This is a genomic window from Nocardiopsis synnemataformans (assembly GCF_965343085.1).
Lineage (GTDB): Bacteria > Actinomycetota > Actinomycetes > Streptosporangiales > Streptosporangiaceae > Nocardiopsis > Nocardiopsis alborubida.
The window spans coordinates 1-15042 of record NZ_CBDRFA010000033.1; the positions used below are offsets into that span (position 1 = coordinate 1).

13 protein-coding genes and 4 pseudogenes are annotated in these 15042 nt (G+C 71.6%); 8 read left to right on the top strand and 9 right to left on the bottom strand.

Going from position 1 to position 15042, the window contains the following annotated elements; genetic code table 11:
• Positions 1-134 precede the first annotated feature (134 nt).
• From ACSIH6_RS19420 to ACSIH6_RS19430, 3 genes and pseudogenes are all read left to right on the top strand, one after another.
• On the top strand, positions 135-602 hold the full coding sequence (locus tag ACSIH6_RS19420) for a MarR family winged helix-turn-helix transcriptional regulator (RefSeq protein WP_150251661.1): 468 nt from the start codon (positions 135-137) through the stop codon (positions 600-602).
• Between the two features lie 64 nt (positions 603-666).
• Complete coding sequence (locus ACSIH6_RS19425; RefSeq protein WP_435109720.1) at positions 667-1095, top strand: organic hydroperoxide resistance protein; 429 nt, start codon at positions 667-669, stop codon at positions 1093-1095.
• 108 nt (positions 1096-1203) lie between these two features.
• Positions 1204-2316: pseudogene (locus ACSIH6_RS19430) on the top strand (IS701 family transposase); the annotation flags it as partial.
• A 522-nt stretch (positions 2317-2838) separates the two neighbouring features.
• On the opposite strand, the pseudogene tnpA reads toward ACSIH6_RS19430, so the two are convergent.
• Positions 2839-3099: pseudogene (tnpA, locus tag ACSIH6_RS19435) on the bottom strand (IS200/IS605 family transposase); the annotation flags it as partial.
• Between tnpA and ACSIH6_RS19440 the strand changes: the two are divergent.
• Positions 3098-3503: pseudogene (locus tag ACSIH6_RS19440) on the top strand (RNA-guided endonuclease InsQ/TnpB family protein); the annotation flags it as partial. The pseudogenes tnpA and ACSIH6_RS19440 overlap by 2 nt on opposite strands.
• Before the next feature lie 284 nt (positions 3504-3787).
• Here the strand turns inward: ACSIH6_RS19440 and ACSIH6_RS19445 are convergent.
• From ACSIH6_RS19445 to ACSIH6_RS19460, 4 genes are all read right to left on the bottom strand, one after another.
• Positions 3788-4798: a hemolysin family protein gene (locus tag ACSIH6_RS19445; RefSeq protein WP_435109721.1), complete on the bottom strand. Its 1011-nt coding sequence runs from the start codon at positions 4796-4798 to the stop codon at positions 3788-3790.
• The gene (locus tag ACSIH6_RS19450; protein ID WP_435109722.1) at positions 4795-6177 is read right to left on the bottom strand and encodes a hemolysin family protein; all 1383 of its coding nucleotides are present in this window, start codon (positions 6175-6177) and stop codon (positions 4795-4797) included. The genes ACSIH6_RS19445 and ACSIH6_RS19450 overlap by 4 nt, the downstream gene beginning before the upstream one ends.
• A gap of 237 nt (positions 6178-6414) precedes the next feature.
• A complete protein-coding gene (locus ACSIH6_RS19455) occupies positions 6415-6975 on the bottom strand; it encodes a TrmH family RNA methyltransferase (protein WP_150251657.1) in 561 nt (186 codons plus the stop codon).
• Positions 6976-7098: 123 nt separating this feature from the next.
• Complete coding sequence (locus ACSIH6_RS19460; RefSeq protein ID WP_435109723.1) at positions 7099-7773, bottom strand: class I SAM-dependent methyltransferase; 675 nt, start codon at positions 7771-7773, stop codon at positions 7099-7101.
• 140 nt (positions 7774-7913) lie between these two features.
• On the opposite strand from ACSIH6_RS19460, the pseudogene ACSIH6_RS19465 reads away from it, so the two are divergent.
• The 3 genes and pseudogenes from ACSIH6_RS19465 to ACSIH6_RS19475 form a co-directional block, all read left to right on the top strand.
• Positions 7914-8081, top strand: a pseudogene (locus ACSIH6_RS19465) (DUF1918 domain-containing protein); the annotation flags it as partial.
• A 60-nt stretch (positions 8082-8141) separates the two neighbouring features.
• Positions 8142-8420: a DUF1876 domain-containing protein gene (locus ACSIH6_RS19470; RefSeq protein WP_435109820.1), complete on the top strand. Its 279-nt coding sequence runs from the start codon at positions 8142-8144 to the stop codon at positions 8418-8420.
• Positions 8421-8839: 419 nt separating this feature from the next.
• A complete protein-coding gene (locus tag ACSIH6_RS19475; RefSeq protein WP_435109724.1) occupies positions 8840-10111 on the top strand; it encodes an APC family permease in 1272 nt (423 codons plus the stop codon).
• A 127-nt stretch (positions 10112-10238) separates the two neighbouring features.
• On the opposite strand, the gene ACSIH6_RS19480 is transcribed toward ACSIH6_RS19475, so the two are convergent.
• Entirely contained in the window at positions 10239-11018 is a 780-nt protein-coding gene (locus tag ACSIH6_RS19480) for a TioE family transcriptional regulator (RefSeq protein ID WP_435109725.1), read from the bottom strand.
• A 58-nt stretch (positions 11019-11076) separates the two neighbouring features.
• Here ACSIH6_RS19480 and ACSIH6_RS19485 point away from each other — a divergent pair, with 58 nt between their 5' ends.
• Positions 11077-12342 carry an erythromycin esterase family protein gene (locus tag ACSIH6_RS19485; RefSeq protein WP_435109726.1) on the top strand — a complete coding sequence of 422 codons (1266 nt, stop codon included), beginning with the start codon at positions 11077-11079 and terminating at the stop codon, positions 12340-12342.
• A 38-nt stretch (positions 12343-12380) separates the two neighbouring features.
• On the opposite strand, the gene ACSIH6_RS19490 is transcribed toward ACSIH6_RS19485, so the two are convergent.
• The 3 genes from ACSIH6_RS19490 to ACSIH6_RS19500 all read right to left on the bottom strand — a co-directional run bounded on the left by ACSIH6_RS19490 (position 12381) and on the right by ACSIH6_RS19500 (position 14967).
• Positions 12381-13148, bottom strand: a complete 768-nt coding sequence (locus ACSIH6_RS19490; RefSeq protein ID WP_435109727.1) for an NUDIX hydrolase — start codon at positions 13146-13148, stop codon at positions 12381-12383.
• Positions 13145-13879, bottom strand: coding sequence for an HAD family hydrolase (locus ACSIH6_RS19495; RefSeq protein WP_435109728.1), 735 nt, complete (start codon positions 13877-13879; stop codon positions 13145-13147). Before ACSIH6_RS19495 ends, ACSIH6_RS19490 begins: the two co-directional genes overlap by 4 nt.
• A 140-nt stretch (positions 13880-14019) precedes the next feature.
• The gene (locus ACSIH6_RS19500; RefSeq protein WP_435109729.1) at positions 14020-14967 is read right to left on the bottom strand and encodes a VWA domain-containing protein; all 948 of its coding nucleotides are present in this window, start codon (positions 14965-14967) and stop codon (positions 14020-14022) included.
• Positions 14968-15042 lie beyond the last annotated feature (75 nt).

Consider the following 15042-nt stretch of genomic DNA (forward strand, 5'->3'; position numbering starts at 1 on the left):
CCGGCGGGACGGGCTGTGGCACCCGGCCCCCGCGCGACACATCGAAAAAGTTGCACGCGATCATGTTGTGTGCAACTGAATTCTGTTACGGTGGTGCCGACCGAACGGTCCCGCACGCGGCAGGAGGGAACACCGTGGCCGAAGAGCAAGGGGAGAATCCCCTCGCCCTGGACAACCAGCTGTGCTTCTCCCTCTACGCGGCCTCCCGGGCCATGACCGGGCTCTACCGGGAACTGCTGGGCGACCTGGAACTGACCTATCCCCAGTACCTGGTCATGCTCGTGCTCTGGGAGCGCGGCACGCTCACCGTCAAGGAGCTCAGCCGGGCCCTGCACCTGGACTCGGGCACGCTCTCGCCGCTGCTGCGCCGCCTGGAGTGCGCCGGACTCCTGACCCGCGAACGCAGCGCCACAGACGAGCGCGTCGTCGAGGTCTCGGCCACCCCGAAGGGCGACGAGCTGCGCGCACGCGCCGAGGAGGTCCCCGAACGGGTCCTGTGCTCGGCCGGACTGCCCCGGGAGCGGGCCCAGGAGTTGCAGGAGGCGCTCGGTCTGCTCACGCGCTCGGTGGAGACCGCCTCCCGCAGGCGCAGCCCGTGCTGAACGGGGCCGCGGACCTTCGCCGGACCACCACACCGATCACGGAACACGAACGAAAGAGGCAACCATGGCCTACGACGTGATGTACACCGCCAACGCCACCGTCACCGGTGAGGGCCGCAAGGGCAACGGCCGCACCGACGACGGCCGCCTGGAGGTCGACCTGTCCGTGCCCAAGGGCATGGGCGGCGACGACGGCCCCGGCACCAACCCCGAGCAGCTCTTCGCCGTCGGCTACGGCGCCTGCTTCCACGGCGCCCTCAAGGCCGTCGCCCGCAAGGAGAAGGTCGACGTCGACGGCTCCACCATCGACGCCCAGGTCAGCCTGGGCAAGGCCGACGACGGCATGACCCTGGCCGTGGCGCTCACCGTCACCATCCCGGGCGTGGAGCAGGCCAAGGCCGAGGAGCTGGTCGAGGGCGCGCACCAGATGTGCCCCTACTCCCGCGCCACCCGCGGCAACATCGAGGTGACCCTGACGGCCAGGACCGCCTAGTACTACAGCGGTACTTCGTTCTGCTGGTCACGATCAGGTGAAACCACGCATGACAAACGGCCGCCACGTGCATCCTTCGCAGGTGTGAACCAAAGCGAGAACAACGACGTGGCGGCCGCACCGGCCACTGTAACCCCCCACCCCACACCTGCGGGCCTGAACGAGCTCACCTCACGGATCGCGCCCCTGTTCAGCCGCCGAGAGCCCCGCCTGACCGCCAACGCCTACATCACCGCTCTCCTATCGGACCTGGAACGCAAGAACGGTTGGAGCGTGGCCGAATTCGCCGGGAACTCCACCCCTGACGCCGTCCAGTGCCTGCTCAACCGCGCTGTGTGGGACGAACACACCGCAGCCGACCACCTACGCGACTACGTCACGCACCACCTGGGCCACCCCGAAGGGGCGCTCATCGCCGACGAGACCGGTTTCCTCAAGAAAGGCCGGGCCTCAGCCGGAGTGCAACGCCAGTACTCCGGCACCGCCGGGCGGGTGGAGAACTGCCAGATCGGCGTGTTCGTGGCCTACGCCTCCCCCCGAGGACACGCACTCATCGACGCCGAGCTGTACATGCCCGACAAGACCTGGATGGCTGATCAGGCCCGCTGCGCGGCGGCCGGGGTGCCCGCCCAGCGCGACTTCGCCACCAAAGGCGAGCTGGCGCGGCAGATGATCGAGCGTGCCTTCGAGGCGGGAGTGGCCTTCGCCTGGGTGCTGGGCGACACCGTCTACGGCGAGTCTGCGCACCTGCGCGTCTGGTTGGAGGAGCACGGTCTGCGCTACGCGCTGGCCGTTCCGCGCACGTGGAGGGTCCGCCCGGCCCAGGGCACCGGCCCCCGCACCGCTGATGAAGCGGCCCAGGGCCTGGAGAAAGCGACCTGGCGCAGGTTGTCGTGCGGGGCCGGGTCCAAAGGTGAGCGGTTCTATGACTGGGCCACCGTTGAGCTCGAGGGCGGGGCGCACCAGCTGGTTGCGCGGCGGCGTATCAGCGACGGCGAGGTCGCGTTCTTCCTGGTCTTCGCTCCGGATCAGGTTTCGATGGTGCGCGTGGTGCGGGCGATCGGGATGAGGTGGCCGATCGAGGAATGTTTCCAGCGGGCCAAGAACGAGGCTGGGCTGGACCACTACCAGGTGCGGCGTTATCGGGCGTGGTATCGGCACGTGGTGCTGTCGATGCTGGCCGCGGCGTTCCTTGCGGTTGCGGCCGCGGCCGCACGACGAACGTCGAGCGGTGGTGGCGTGTGCATCATGGCGGGCGTCGCAGAGGCCGGGATGATCGCGCTGACGTGCGCGGAGATCCGGCGTATGGCGGCCCGGTCCTGGAACCGTTCTCGTCATCTGGACGCCCACCATGACCGATGGTCGCGGTGGCGAAGGCGTCACCAGTACATCGCCCGCCGCTGCCACTACAAGCGCCGAAACGAAGTACCGCTGTAGTACTAGGCGACACCTTTCCGGGGGGGAGGGCGCGCACCGCGTCCTCCCCCCTTCGCGTGTCCACGGACCCCGGCGTTCGCGTTCGGGCCGCGCGACGGGACCCCCTCAGGCTGGGGACCGAGGGCCCACCCCCCGACTCCGAATGGTTCTTGTACCTGCAAGTGAACATGGCACGTGCGGGCTCAGTGGCCACCTCGGACGAAACGGCTTTCCGTGCCCTGAGACCCGGGTCCGCGGCTTCGTGCCCTTCTCCTCCCCGGTCCTCACGCGGCCGGGAGGAATCGCTTCCCTCACACGGCCGGACGGTCAGCCCGGGCGTTTTTGCTGGTCGATGTACTCCGCGATCACCGACAGCGGTGCGCCCCCGCACGAGGCGGCGAAGTAGGACGGCGACCAGAAGTGGTCGCCCCACAGGAACCGTCGCACGTGGTCGGGAAACTGCTTGCGCAGGTAGTGCGCCGAGGTGCCCTTGAGCCGGTTGACCAACGTCGAGACAGGGAGTTTGGGCGGGTAGTGCACGAGCAGATGGACGTGGTCGTCCTCGCCGTCGAACTCGCGCAACCATGCCAAGGACGTTAACCACCGCATTTCCAAGCAGGATCGTGACCGAGGCTCAACGCCCCTCACGGGGTGTCGCCCTGGAAGACCTGGGCGGCATCCTCAAGAGGGCACGGCTACGCAAGCCCCAGCGGGTCACACTGCACTCCTGGTCCTTCGCCCAACTGGGCGATTACATCGCCTACAAGGCGAAACGGGCCGGGGTGCCGGTGGTGTACGTGGACCCGGCCTACACCTCCCAGGGGTGTAGCGCGTGTGACCACGTCGACAAGAGGAACCGGCCGAACCAGGCCACTTTCCGACGCACGTCGTGCGGCTTCGCTGAGCACGCCGATGTGAACGCAGCCCACAACATCTCCTCCAGGGGTGTGGCGGGCTGGGCAGTGAGTCACGCTGCCGACGACGCGGCCTGAAGCACACCTGCCAGGTGCGTGGAAGAGCTGCAAGCTCGGCCCCCTTCAGGGCCGAGAAGCTGACTGGTGACCATGATGCGTAGAACGTCATCCACCGCCGTCGTCGCCGCTGCCGTCACCGTCGTGCTCGCCGCTCTCACGTCGTGTTCCTCGGATTCTCCGGTGTCACGGAGCGGCGGAGGCCGAGCGTTGGACCCTCCGCGAGGACCACCGGGACCCCGCGACGCACGAGGGGCCGGGAGGGGACGTGCCCCTCCCGGCCCCTCACGGCCTCACGGCCCCGGTCAGGCGGCCGTGTCCAGCAGCAGCAGGCGGTCCAGGATGTCCTGGAGGGTGACCAGCCCGATCACCTCGCCGTCCGACTCCACCAGGGACAGGTGGCTGCGGCTCTCCCGCATGATGCCCATCGCCGCGTACATCGGCGTCTCCGAGGCCAGGGTGAGCACCGGCCGCATCAGGTCGGCCGCGGTGGTCCCCTCCGGGCTCGTCAGCGCCTCGCGCACGTGCAGCACGCCCACGGGCTCGCCCCCGTCCATCACCACCAGGCGCAGGTGCGTGGTCTCCCGCGACACCTGCTTGATGTCGTCCACCGTCGAGTCCGGGGACACCGACGCGATCTCCTCGCGCGGCGTGACGATCTCGTTCAGCGGACGGGAGTTGACCTCCAGCGCGGTAGCCAGCTGGGCGCGGCGCTCGGGGTCGAGCGCACCGGCCTTGGCCGAGTGCTCCACCAGTTCGCGCACGTCGTCGGGGCCGTGCCCGGACGACATCTCGTCCACCGCCTCCACGCCCAGCCGGTGCAGGCACCAGTTGGCCATGCCGTTGAGCATCAGCAGCAGCGGACGGGTGAACCACATGAACGCCCGCATCGGCACGGCCAGCATGATCGCCGACTTCTCCGGGTGCGAGATCGCCCAGGACTTGGGCGCCATCTCACCCACCACCAGGTGCAGGAAGGTCACCACGATCAGCGACAGCACGAAGGAGACCACGTAGCCGACCGCCGCCGGCAGGCCGCCGAACAGCGGCTCCAGCAGGTGGTGGACGGCGGGCTTGGAGATCGCGCCCAACGCCAGTGCGCACAGGGTGATCCCCAGCTGGGATCCGGCCAGCAGCAGCGACAGGTCGCGGGCGCTCTTGACCGCGGCCCGGGCCGAGAAGCTGGACTCGGCGGCCTCCTCCAGCCGGTAGCGGCGCGCCGCCACCAGGGCGAACTCGATCGCCACGAAGAAGGCGCTCAGCGCGATGATCACGGCGGTCAGCGTGAGCGCCACCCACACGTTCATGTCACTCATGCCGACGCCTCCTGCGACTCGTTGCCCTGGGTCTCGTACAGCCGCAGCTCCACGGTGTGCGGAACGTGCCTCTGCACCGCGCTGACGACCATGGTCAGCCCCATGTCGGGATCCTCGTCGTGCGCGCTGGGCGGACGGGGCAGGGCGATGGAGACCGTGTCACCGGCCTTGGGGAGCCGGTGCAGCTCGTGCACGACCAGACCGCCCAGGGTCTCGTAGTCCCCCTCGGGCAGGTCGTGGCCGAGCAGCCGCTCGACCTCGTCGATGTGCAGCGCGCCCGGGACCAGGTAGGAGCCCTCGCCCTCCAGGTAGGAGGGAGACTCCTCCGCGGGGCTGTGCTCGTCGGCGATCTCGCCGACCAGCTCCTCGGCCAGGTCCTCGGTCGTGATGACCCCGGCCAGGCCGCCGTACTCGTCCACCACGCAGGCGAACTCCTCGCCCGCCTCGCGCAGCTGGCCCAGCGCGGAGGGCAGCGGCAGCGACGCGGGGAGCATCACGGTCTGCCGGGCCACCTCGCTGACCTTGGTCTGGGTCAGGTCGCGGTCGCCCATCGCGAGCACGTCGCGCAGGCAGATGACACCGACGATGTCGTCCACGCCGTCACCCAGCACCGGGAAGCGCGAGTGGTCGGAGGCCATCAGCTCCACGACCCGGCTGACCGGGTCGCCCTCCTCCACCGTGGTCACCTCGGGGCGGGGGATCATGGCGTGCCCCGCGGTGCGCTCGTGGAAGTCCAGGGTGCGGTCCAGCAGGGTGGACAGCTCCGGCGGCAGGTCGCCGCTGGCCTTGGACTCGGCGATGATGCTCTCCAGGTCGCGCGGGGTCGCCGCGTGCTGGACGTCCTCGACCGGTTCGATCCGCACGGCCTTGAGCAGCAGGATCGCCGCCTGGTCGAACAGCCAGATGACCGGGCCGAAGATCTTCAGGTAGATCCCCGTGGACAGCGCCAGCCAGCGCGCGACCGGCTCGGGCCGGGCGATGGCCAGGTTCTTGGGGAAGAGCTCTCCGAAGACCATCTGCACGACGGTGGAGAACAACAGGGCCAGGGCGATGCCGATGGCCACGCCCACTCCCGTGGGGACCCCGGCGAGGCCGAGCAGCTCACCGACGCCCTCGCCGATCATGGGCTCGGCCACGTAACCCACCAGCAGGGCGGTCACGGTGATGCCCAGCTGGGCACCGGAGAGCATGAAGGACGTCCGGTTGGTGATGCTCAGGGCCCTCTCGGCCCCGGCGTCCCCGGCTGCGGCCTTCGCCCGCAGTCGCGAGCGGTCCACGGCCATGTAGCCGAACTCCTGGGCGACGAAGTAACCCGTCGCCACGGTGATCAGGAAGACCACCAGGACCCCGAAGGCGATACTGAGGATGGTGCTCATCATCGGGCACACACCGCCTGGTTCCGCTTCGGGCTCGGACTCCTACGAGGGTGCGCACCCTTCGTAGAAGGGGGCTCGTCGTCTGTGTCACAGCATCCGTTCAGGACGCTGCCGGTACTTCGGGACGGGTCCACTGTTCCTCTCTCTGCGCCTTTTGCGCGTTGTGGTGATATGGAACTACTGGGGTAAGGACGATCGGCCTGGGGCGATTGTTCCCCGGCGGCCGGTGTTTCCGGGCGGTCAGCTCCCGGCGGGGGCGTCGGCCTCCCCGCCGAGCCCGGCCCACTCCCGGCGGCGGGCCTCGGCGAGCGCGATCGCGGTGGCCACGGCCACGTTGAGCGATCCCACCCGTCCGATCTGGGGAACGTAGGTGACGGCGTCCGCGCCCGCCAGCAGGGCGGGGGAGCAGCCGTGGTCCTCGGCTCCCACGGCCAGGCACACGTCGGGCTCCAGGGGAGCCGCGTGCAGCGGGAGCGCGCCGGAGGCCAGCTCGACCGCGACCACCCGGTACCCGTCCGCGCGCGCGGCGGCCAGGGCATCGGCGGTGGAGGCCATCCGGGTGTGCTCGACCTTGGCGGCGGTGCCCAGGGCGGTCTTGCCGACCTTGGGATCGTCCGGGTCGGCGCTGTTGCCGGTCAACCAGAGCCGGTCGACACCGAAGGTCGCAGCCGTGCGCAGGATCGAGCCCAGATTGTAGGGCTGGGTGACCGATTCGACGAGAAGGGCGAGTCGCCCCTCGGTGCGCCTGCGCCACTGGCGGTTCAGGCGTTTGACGTCCGTGGGACGCAACTGCGTGCTCAACTGCGGTGTTTTCCTCGGCGGGTGTTCCCGGGCTGGTCCCGGAGGCCATCTGTTCGCCACAGAGTACAGGTCACCGTGCGTGGGCGCACGCATGACCCGTGACACATCGCGGCAAAAGCCGCCTCAAGCCACGGAACGCCGCACCGCGAGCACCCGGAAACCCGCCCGGGAGGACACCCGCTCGGCGGGCAGTCCCTGCTCGTCCAGCCACTTCTGCAACGAGTCCGAACCCAGGTGGCGCTGGACCACGAGATGGGCGACGCCCTCGGGGGTGAGCCGCCCCAGCCACGTGCGCAGCATGGCGTGCAGCACGCCCTTGCCGACCCGGATGGGCGGGTTGGACCACACCGCGTCGAAGGGTCCCAGCAGGTCCTCGACGGAGACCGCGCCCTCCTGCGCCTGCGCGCCCTCTCCGGCCGGGCCCTGCTCCACCGACAGCCCGCCCCCGGGTCCCACCACCGCGAACCGCGCGTTGCCCAGCCCGTGCTCGGCGGCGTTGCGCCGCGCCAGCCCCACGGCCCGCGCGTTGACGTCCACGCCCAGCACCCGCGCCCCCGGCGCCCGCGAGGCCATCGTCAGGGCGATGGGACCGTAGCCGCACCCCAGGTCGAGCAGGCGCCCGCCCTCGGGAGGAGCCGGGACCGACTCCAGCAGCACCCGCGTGCCGAGGTCGACCTTGTCGGGGGAGAACACGCCCCGGTCGGTGCGCAGCCGCAGGTGCAGGTCCGGCAGGACCAGGTCGGCGGTGGAGGGGCGGCTGGCGGCGCCCGGATCGGAGTCGAAGTAGTGCTGAGCCACGCCGTGACGCTACCAGGGGCGGCCCCGACCACGGCACACGGCAAAAACCTCCCAGCCCCACGCCAACAAAGGGCCAACCCCGGCGCCCCCCGGCGCCGCAGTGCCGAAGATGGAGGTATCCGACGTTTGCGGGGGAATCCATGCGAGCACACGTAGGGGACCGGTTGGTGGTCGAGAGCCCGTGCGCCGAAGCCCACCGCAGGACGGGCGTCGTCACCGGGGTCGGGGGGCCCGGCGGGGCGCCCCCGTACCGGGTGCACTGGGCCCACGCCGAACAGGGCCACGACGACCTGGTCTACCCGGGACCGGACGCGCACATCGAACACCCGCCCGGCGGCACGGGCGCGAACGCAGAGGGGGCCGATGCCATGCAGACGACGAAGCGCTGGAACGTCGACGTCGTCGTCGCCGAGGAGAACGAGGGCGACAGCGCACGCACCTGGGCCGAGGTCGGCCTGGTCGCCGACGACGGGACGGCGCTGCGGGGACACGGGATGGCCCGCAAGCACCCCACGGACCTGGACATTCCCGAGATCGGCGAGGAGCTCGCGGTCTCGCGCGCCCTGTCCGACCTCTCGCGCCAGCTCCGCCAGGTCGCGGCCGAGGACATCACCGACAACACCGGAACGCCCTGGCGCCCCACCTGAGCCGGTGGCGGCCCCGCGGCCGACCGCGGGGGACCAGGAGTGGCCGCGGGCCCGGACCGGACAGCCGGTCCGGGCCCGCCGCGCTGCGCCGGGGCGGCCCGCGCCACCGCGTGGACACCGTACGGACCGGTACCGGCCACCTTCGTCATGGCGGGACTGCTCCCGGTGGTCACCGGGATCGGGCACACTCGGAAGTCGGACACGACCGCCGCCCCGGCGGCGTGGCGACGTTTCGGCCCCCGAAGGGCCGGGACCTCCGTCGTGTCCGGTCAGGCCGCGACGGAGGAGGGTGCGCCAGCCGGGCACACGAGGTCCGCCGTCACGTCCCGAGGTACCGCTGTGCTTTTACCGGAGGCGTCCGGGGAAGGGAGCGTTGCCGCCCGGCGCGAGCCGGGAGTACTCACGCAAGGGAGACCCCGTTGACCACCTCCTCCTCCGGCCCCCAGGCCAGACCCGCCCGCGTCCTGGGCACCGTCGACGCCGTCGCCATCGGCGCGGGCGCGATGCTCGGCGCCGGGGTGTTCACCGTCTTCGCCCCGGCCGCGCTCGGCGCGGGCGCCTGGCTGCCCGTGGCCATCCTCATCGCGGGGATCGTCGCCTACTGCAACGCCGTCTCCTCGGCCAGGCTCGCCGCCCGCCACCCCGAGTCCGGCGGCGCCTACGTCTACGGCCGCGAGCGCCTGGGCGAGCTGTGGGGCTACCTGGCGGGCTGGTCCTTCGTGGTCGGCAAGACCGCCTCCTGCGCGGCCATGGCGCTGACCTTCGGCGCCTACCTCCTCCCCGGCTGGGAGAAGGCCCTGGCGGTGGCCACCGTGGTCGCGCTCACCGCGCTCAACTACCGCGGGATCCAGCGCTCCACGCTGGTGGTCAAGATCCTGCTGGCCGCGGTCCTGGCGGTCCTGGCCGCCGTGTGCGTGGCCATGCTCCTCAGCGGGCGCCTGGCCGCCGTCGCCCAGGTGGAGGGCCTGGGGCCCTGGCCAGGCTCCTTCGGCGTGCTCGGCGCCTCCGGGATGATCTTCTTCGCCTTCGCCGGATACGCCAGGGTGGCCACCCTGGGCGGCGAGGTCCGCGACCCCCAGACCACCATCCCCCGCGCCGTCCACATCTCCCTGGGCGGCGTACTGGTGCTCTACCTGGTCATCGGCACCGGGCTGCTGATCGTGCTGGGCCGCGAGCGCCTGTCCACCACCGACACCCCGATGGTCGACGCCGTCCGGGTGGCCGGGTTCGACTGGCTGGCCCCCGTGGTGGTCGTGGGCGCGGCCGTGGCCAGCCTGGGCGCCCTGCTCTCCCTCATCCTCGGGGTCTCGCGCACCACCGCCGCGATGGCCGCCGACGGGCACCTGCCCCGCTCCCTGGCCTCGGTCCACGAGCGCCACGGGGTGCCCCACCGCGCCGAGCTGCTGGTCGGCGCCGTCGTCATCGCCCTGGTCCTGGTCACCGACCTGCGCGGCGCGATCGCCTTCTCCGCCTTCGGCGTGCTGGTGTACTACGCCATCACCAACGCCTCGGCGCTGCGGCTGGGCCCCGACGAGCCCCGCCCGCCGCTGCTGGTGCCGCTGACCGGGCTGGGCGGCTGCGTCGTGCTGGCGTGCAGCCTGCCGCTGCCCACGGTCATCACCGGCATGGCGGTCCTGGCGGCGGGAGCCGGGCTGTGGTGGCTGCGCGAGCGCTTCGACCTGCGCTTCTAGCCCGCGTCGGTCAGGAGGCCGCCGCGCGCCGGAAGCGGGCCCCTGTTCGCCGCAGGTCGAAACCCTGGTGTCACGCCGGCCACGTGTCCGGCCAGTCCGGACCCGACACCGGTTGGCGGCCGGGGCCTCATCCGCGTTCGCGCAGGTACGCCTCCAGTTCGGCGGCCCCGGACAGCATCGCCCGCCCGCGTACGGACAGCCGGGCCCGCCAGTCGCGCAGCGCGCCCTCCAACGGCTCCAGCCCACCGGCCGAGCGCACCTGGGTGATCAGCGGGGCGATCTGCTCCAGCAGGTAACCGCCCCGCCTGAGCTGGTGTGTCAGCAGGGCGTCGCGCACGTCTGCCTCGTCGTAGACGCGGTACCCGGTCCTCGGGTCGCGGCGCGGGTGCACCAACCCGGCGCGCTCCCAGGCGCGCAGCGTCGCGGGCCGGATGCCGAGCCTGCCCGCCAGCGGCCCGATGAACGTGCCGCCGGGCTCCGCCGCCGCCCCGGCCTCGCCGCCGGTTCGGGAGGGCGGGGTTGCCCCGGCCCGCCCCCCGGGTTCGGGCGGCGTGCCCGACTCCAGCCTTCGCAGGGCGCCCTCCACGGCCCGCAGGGTCCGCCGGTCGTCCAGGAGTTGGGCGTGGCCCTCGTCGATGAGGCGGAACGCCTCCTCGGCCCCGTCCCCGTTCACCGCCCGCATGATCGAGGCCGCCGCCTGGTGGCCGTGTCCGGGCACCAGGGCCATGAACGCGCGCAGGGCCTGCGCGTGCAGCGGAGTGTAGGTGCGGTAGCCGTGGCGCGTGCGCTCGGCCGCCGGAAGGATGCCGTCCTCCTCGTAGTTCCTGACCGCCTGCGTGGACAGACCGTGCCCGCGTGCCAGGTCGATCGGCCTGAGCTGATCACCGCTTTGAAGGTTCTTGGCCATATCCCCGCCGCTGTAATGAAAAAGTCTCAACCGTTACTTCAACGATACCGTTGAGGACATGGTTACTGGCACCAAGAACACCGCACACACCTTCGAGGCCGCCGCCGTCATGGGGATGCTCCCGGCCCGGCCGCGACTGCTCGCCCTGGGCGAGCCCACCCACGGCGAGGACGCTCTGCTCGACCTGCGCAACGAGCTCTTCCGCCATCTCGTGGAGCGGGAGGGTTACCGGACGATCGCCGTCGAGAGTGACTGCCTGGCGGGCCTGGTCGTGGACGAGTACGTCACCTCGGGCACGGGCACCCTCGACGAGGCCATGGAGCACGGGTTCAGCCACGGGTTCGGCGCGTCGGCGGCCAACCGCGAACTCGTGCGCTGGATGCGCGCCCACAACGAGGGCCGGCCCGCCTCCGAGCGGGTGCGCTTCGCCGGTTTCGACGGCCCGCTGGAGATCACCGGCGCCGAGAGCCCCCGGCGGGCCCTGAGCGCGCTCCACGACTACCTCGCGCACTGGGTGGAGGAGGACCTGCTCCCGTGCGACGCGCGGACGCTGGACCGCCTGATCGGCGCGGACGAGCGGTGGACCAACCCCGACGCGATGCTGGACCCGGCCGAGTCGGTGGGACGGTCGGACGAGGTCCGGGAGCTGCGGATGCTCGCCGACGACCTCGCGGCGCTGCTCGACGCGCAGACGCCGCACCTGCTCTCGGCGACCTCGCGCGAGGACTGGGACCGGGCGCGCCTGTACGCGCGCACCGCCACCGGCCTGCTGCGTTACCACTTCTGGATGGCCGACACCTCCTCGCGTCACATGACGCGGCTGGAGGAGGTGGGGATGACGGTCGACACCTCACCGAGCCGCATGACGCGGCTGCTGGGCCTGCGCGACCAGATGATGGCCGACAACCTCTTCTCCCTCGCCGAGCGGGGGCCGGTGCTGCTCCACGCCCACAACGCCCACCTCCAGCGCGGCATGAGCACGATGCGCATGGGCGGACCGCCGCTGGACTGGTGGGGCGCCGGGGCGATCGTGGGCGCCCGCCTGGGGGAGGGGTACGCCTTCCTGGCCACGGCCCTGGGCACGATCCGGCACCGGGGCGTGGACGCCCCGCCCCCGGACACCGTCGAGGGCGTCCTGTACGCGCTCGGGGAGGAGTGCTGCGTGGTCGACGCGCCCCGGCTGGCCACCGTCCTCGGCGGCACGCGCCCCGCCCCCCGCGTGTCCCCCTGGTTCGGCTACGCCCCGCTCGACCCGGCCCGCCTGGCCGACAGCGACGGGATCGTGTTCGTCAGGGACCTCCCACAGGGCGCTCCCCGGACCTGACGCCGACGCCGCACGCACCGCACTGCCTGGCCGGATGCTCAGACCGTGCCGGAAGGGCCCAGGTAGGCCAGACCGCGCCGGGCCGTGGTGGACAGCCGCAGCCCGGCGACCTCACCGGGGGCGAACCAGCGCGCGTCGGCGGTCGAGCCGTTCTCCTCCAGCACCCGGGCCGGGCCCGGGTCGGACACCAGGACGCGGAAGAACGCCCACACCGCGTAGATGTCGTGGCCGCCGGAGCGCTCACGGCGGTGGCTGGACACGGTGACCAGCTCCCCGACCAGGCCGTCCTGGCCGGTCTCCTCGACCACCTCGCGGCGCAGCGCGGCCCGCACGTCCTCGCCCGCGTCCACGCCGCCGCCCGGCAGGTGCCAGGTCCCGGCGCCGGGGAATCCCTCGGCGATCAGGCTCAGCAGCACGTTCCCGCCGGGGTCGGTGACGATCCCGTAGGAGGCGAACCGGCGCAGCGGCGTCAGCCCGTTCCCGGGCGCGGCCTCCTCCTCGGCCAGCTCGGCGGGGAAGGGCCGCAGACCGGCGCCTCCGGCGGAGGGCCAGGACGCCTCCGCCCCGGCCTCGGCGAACACCACCCGGTCGATGTGCAGCGGGCCGCCGTCGGGCGCGGACGCCAGCTCGGTGAGCACGTCCAGCGCGCGCAGGGGAGCGCCCGGTGCCAGGCCGCCCAGGCCGCGGACCACCTCTGCGGGGTCCTGGCCGAACAGCACGCGCGCCCCGAGCACCGCGGGCGCACCGGCGGTGACCAGGTGCGCGGTGACGCGCCGCCCCGGAACGCCCCGGGAGGCGGCGGTCACAGCGATCCGGCTGCGGGGGCCGCGCTGGGCAGGCCCACCAGACGCAGCAACTCGTCCAGGTTGGTGATGGTGGTCACCGACTCGAAGCGCTGGTGGCCCCGGCGGTCGATCATGATCGGGCGCATGCTCGCGGCGGCGGCGCCCACACCGTCGGCCTGGATCTGGTCCCCCACGTGCCAGCACGCGGTGGGATCCACGCCCAGGCGCTGAGCGGCGGTGTGGAAGATGCGCGGGTCCGGCTTGCCCGTTCCGACCGTGTCGGTGCACACCACGGCGTGGAAGTAGGGGGCCAGCTCCATGGACTGGAGCTTGGCGTGCTGGAGGGACTCGATGCCGTTGGTGACCACGGCCAGGCGGTATCCGGCCGAGGCCAGCGCGTTCAGCGCCGGGACCGCGTCGGGGAAGACCTGCCAGGCGGAGCGGTGGGCCTCCAGGTAGAGCCGGTACAGCTCGTCGCAGTGCTGGTCGGCGATGTCGGGGTGACCGGCCTGGACGGCCAGGGCGCGGATGCGCTCGCGGCGCTGCTGCTCCAGGTTCAGGCGTCCGCGCATGTAGGAGCCGAAGGAGATCTCGGTCTGCACGTCCCACAGACTGCGGGCGGCCCCGAAGTCCGGGTGGCCGAGCCGATCCATGACCGCGCGGAGTCCCGTGGACGACGCGGCGAGATCGTCGATCAGGGTGTCGTCCAGGTCAAAGCAGATCGCCGTCGGCACTGCGGGTGTGTTCGGCATCGTTCCTCAAGTGGTGGGCAGGACAAAACATGCCAACGCTAACCCGTGGACATAACAGGAACGGTGTAAACCCCACCTAAAGGGATGTGTCCCACGTCACCCGAGGTCTGTGTGGAGGGGCCCGCGAACCCCCTCACCACTCACGGAAGACGCTGGAACCACAGGAGTGACGTCACCGCGGTGGCCATCGCCAGCACGATCGCCACCAGCACGAAACGTGTGACGATTTCCTCGTGCACCAGCTCGGTGCCCAGCGACGAACCGATGTCCTCGTAGACGTCGTCCAGCTCCGTCTCGCTCTCCGCCTCGTAGAAGTGCCCCCCGGTGTCCGAGGCCAGACCGCGCAGCGCCTCCTTGTCGATGTCGGCGGGCACCTGGTAGCCGTCGATCTCGATCATCGCCGCGCCCGTGCCGAACGCGATCGTGGACACCGGCACCTCCTGCTCGGCCGCCACCGCCACGGCCTGCGAGATGTCGCGGCCGCTCGTGTTCTCCCCGTCCGAGAGCAGCACGATCGCCGACGGCGGCGGGTCCACGTCGGCGTCCTCGTCGAAACTGCTGATCGACTCCAGCGAGGCGAACACCCCCTCGCCGATCGCCGTGCCCGGACCCAGCTGGAGGTTCTGGATCGACCCGATCACCGCCTGGTGGTCGTGGGTGGGCGAGGAGACCACCGTCGCCGTCGAGGAGAAGGCCACCAGACCCACGTTGAACCGGTCCGGCAGCGTCTCCACGAACCCCTGAGCCGACTTCTTGGCCGCCTCCAGCCGGTTGGGGTCGATGTCGTTGGCCGCCATCGACAGCGACACGTCCACCGCCACCATGATCGTCGCCCGCTCGCGCGGCTGCTGCACCGGCATCGCGGGCAGCGCCATCGAGGCGATCAGCACCCCGATCGCCATCGTGAACAGCACCGCCGGCACGTGCCTGCGCACGTCCGGTCGGTGCGGCGCCACCTGGTCCAGCAGCGCCAGGTTGGTGAAGCGCATCGTGTACTCGCGCCGCCGGGTCTGCGCGAACACGTACGCGGCGACCAGTACGACGACGAGGATCAGCCACCACAACCGCTGGGGCTCCAGGAAGGTCATGACTCAGTCCCCCGTGCCTCGGCTCTGTCCCGCGGGTCCGCGCCCGCGCCCTCGTTCGGTTCCTCGGTGGGGTCC

Bases quoted from the DNA above. Each gene is read 5' to 3' on its own strand.
- ACSIH6_RS19425 (WP_435109720.1), top strand. From the start codon at position 667: ATGGCCTACGACGTGATGTACACCGCCAACGCCACCGTCACCGGTGAG.
- ACSIH6_RS19445 (WP_435109721.1), bottom strand. From the start codon at position 4,798: ATGAGTGACATGAACGTGTGGGTGGCGCTCACGCTGACCGCCGTGATC.
- ACSIH6_RS19450 (WP_435109722.1), bottom strand. From the start codon at position 6,177: ATGATGAGCACCATCCTCAGTATCGCCTTCGGGGTCCTGGTGGTCTTC.
- ACSIH6_RS19470 (WP_435109820.1), top strand. From the start codon at position 8,142: ATGCAGACGACGAAGCGCTGGAACGTCGACGTCGTCGTCGCCGAGGAG.
- ACSIH6_RS19480 (WP_435109725.1), bottom strand. From the start codon at position 11,018: ATGGCCAAGAACCTTCAAAGCGGTGATCAGCTCAGGCCGATCGACCTG.
- ACSIH6_RS19485 (WP_435109726.1), top strand. From the start codon at position 11,077: ATGGTTACTGGCACCAAGAACACCGCACACACCTTCGAGGCCGCCGCC.
- ACSIH6_RS19495 (WP_435109728.1), bottom strand. From the start codon at position 13,879: ATGCCGAACACACCCGCAGTGCCGACGGCGATCTGCTTTGACCTGGAC.
- ACSIH6_RS19500 (WP_435109729.1), bottom strand. From the start codon at position 14,967: ATGACCTTCCTGGAGCCCCAGCGGTTGTGGTGGCTGATCCTCGTCGTC.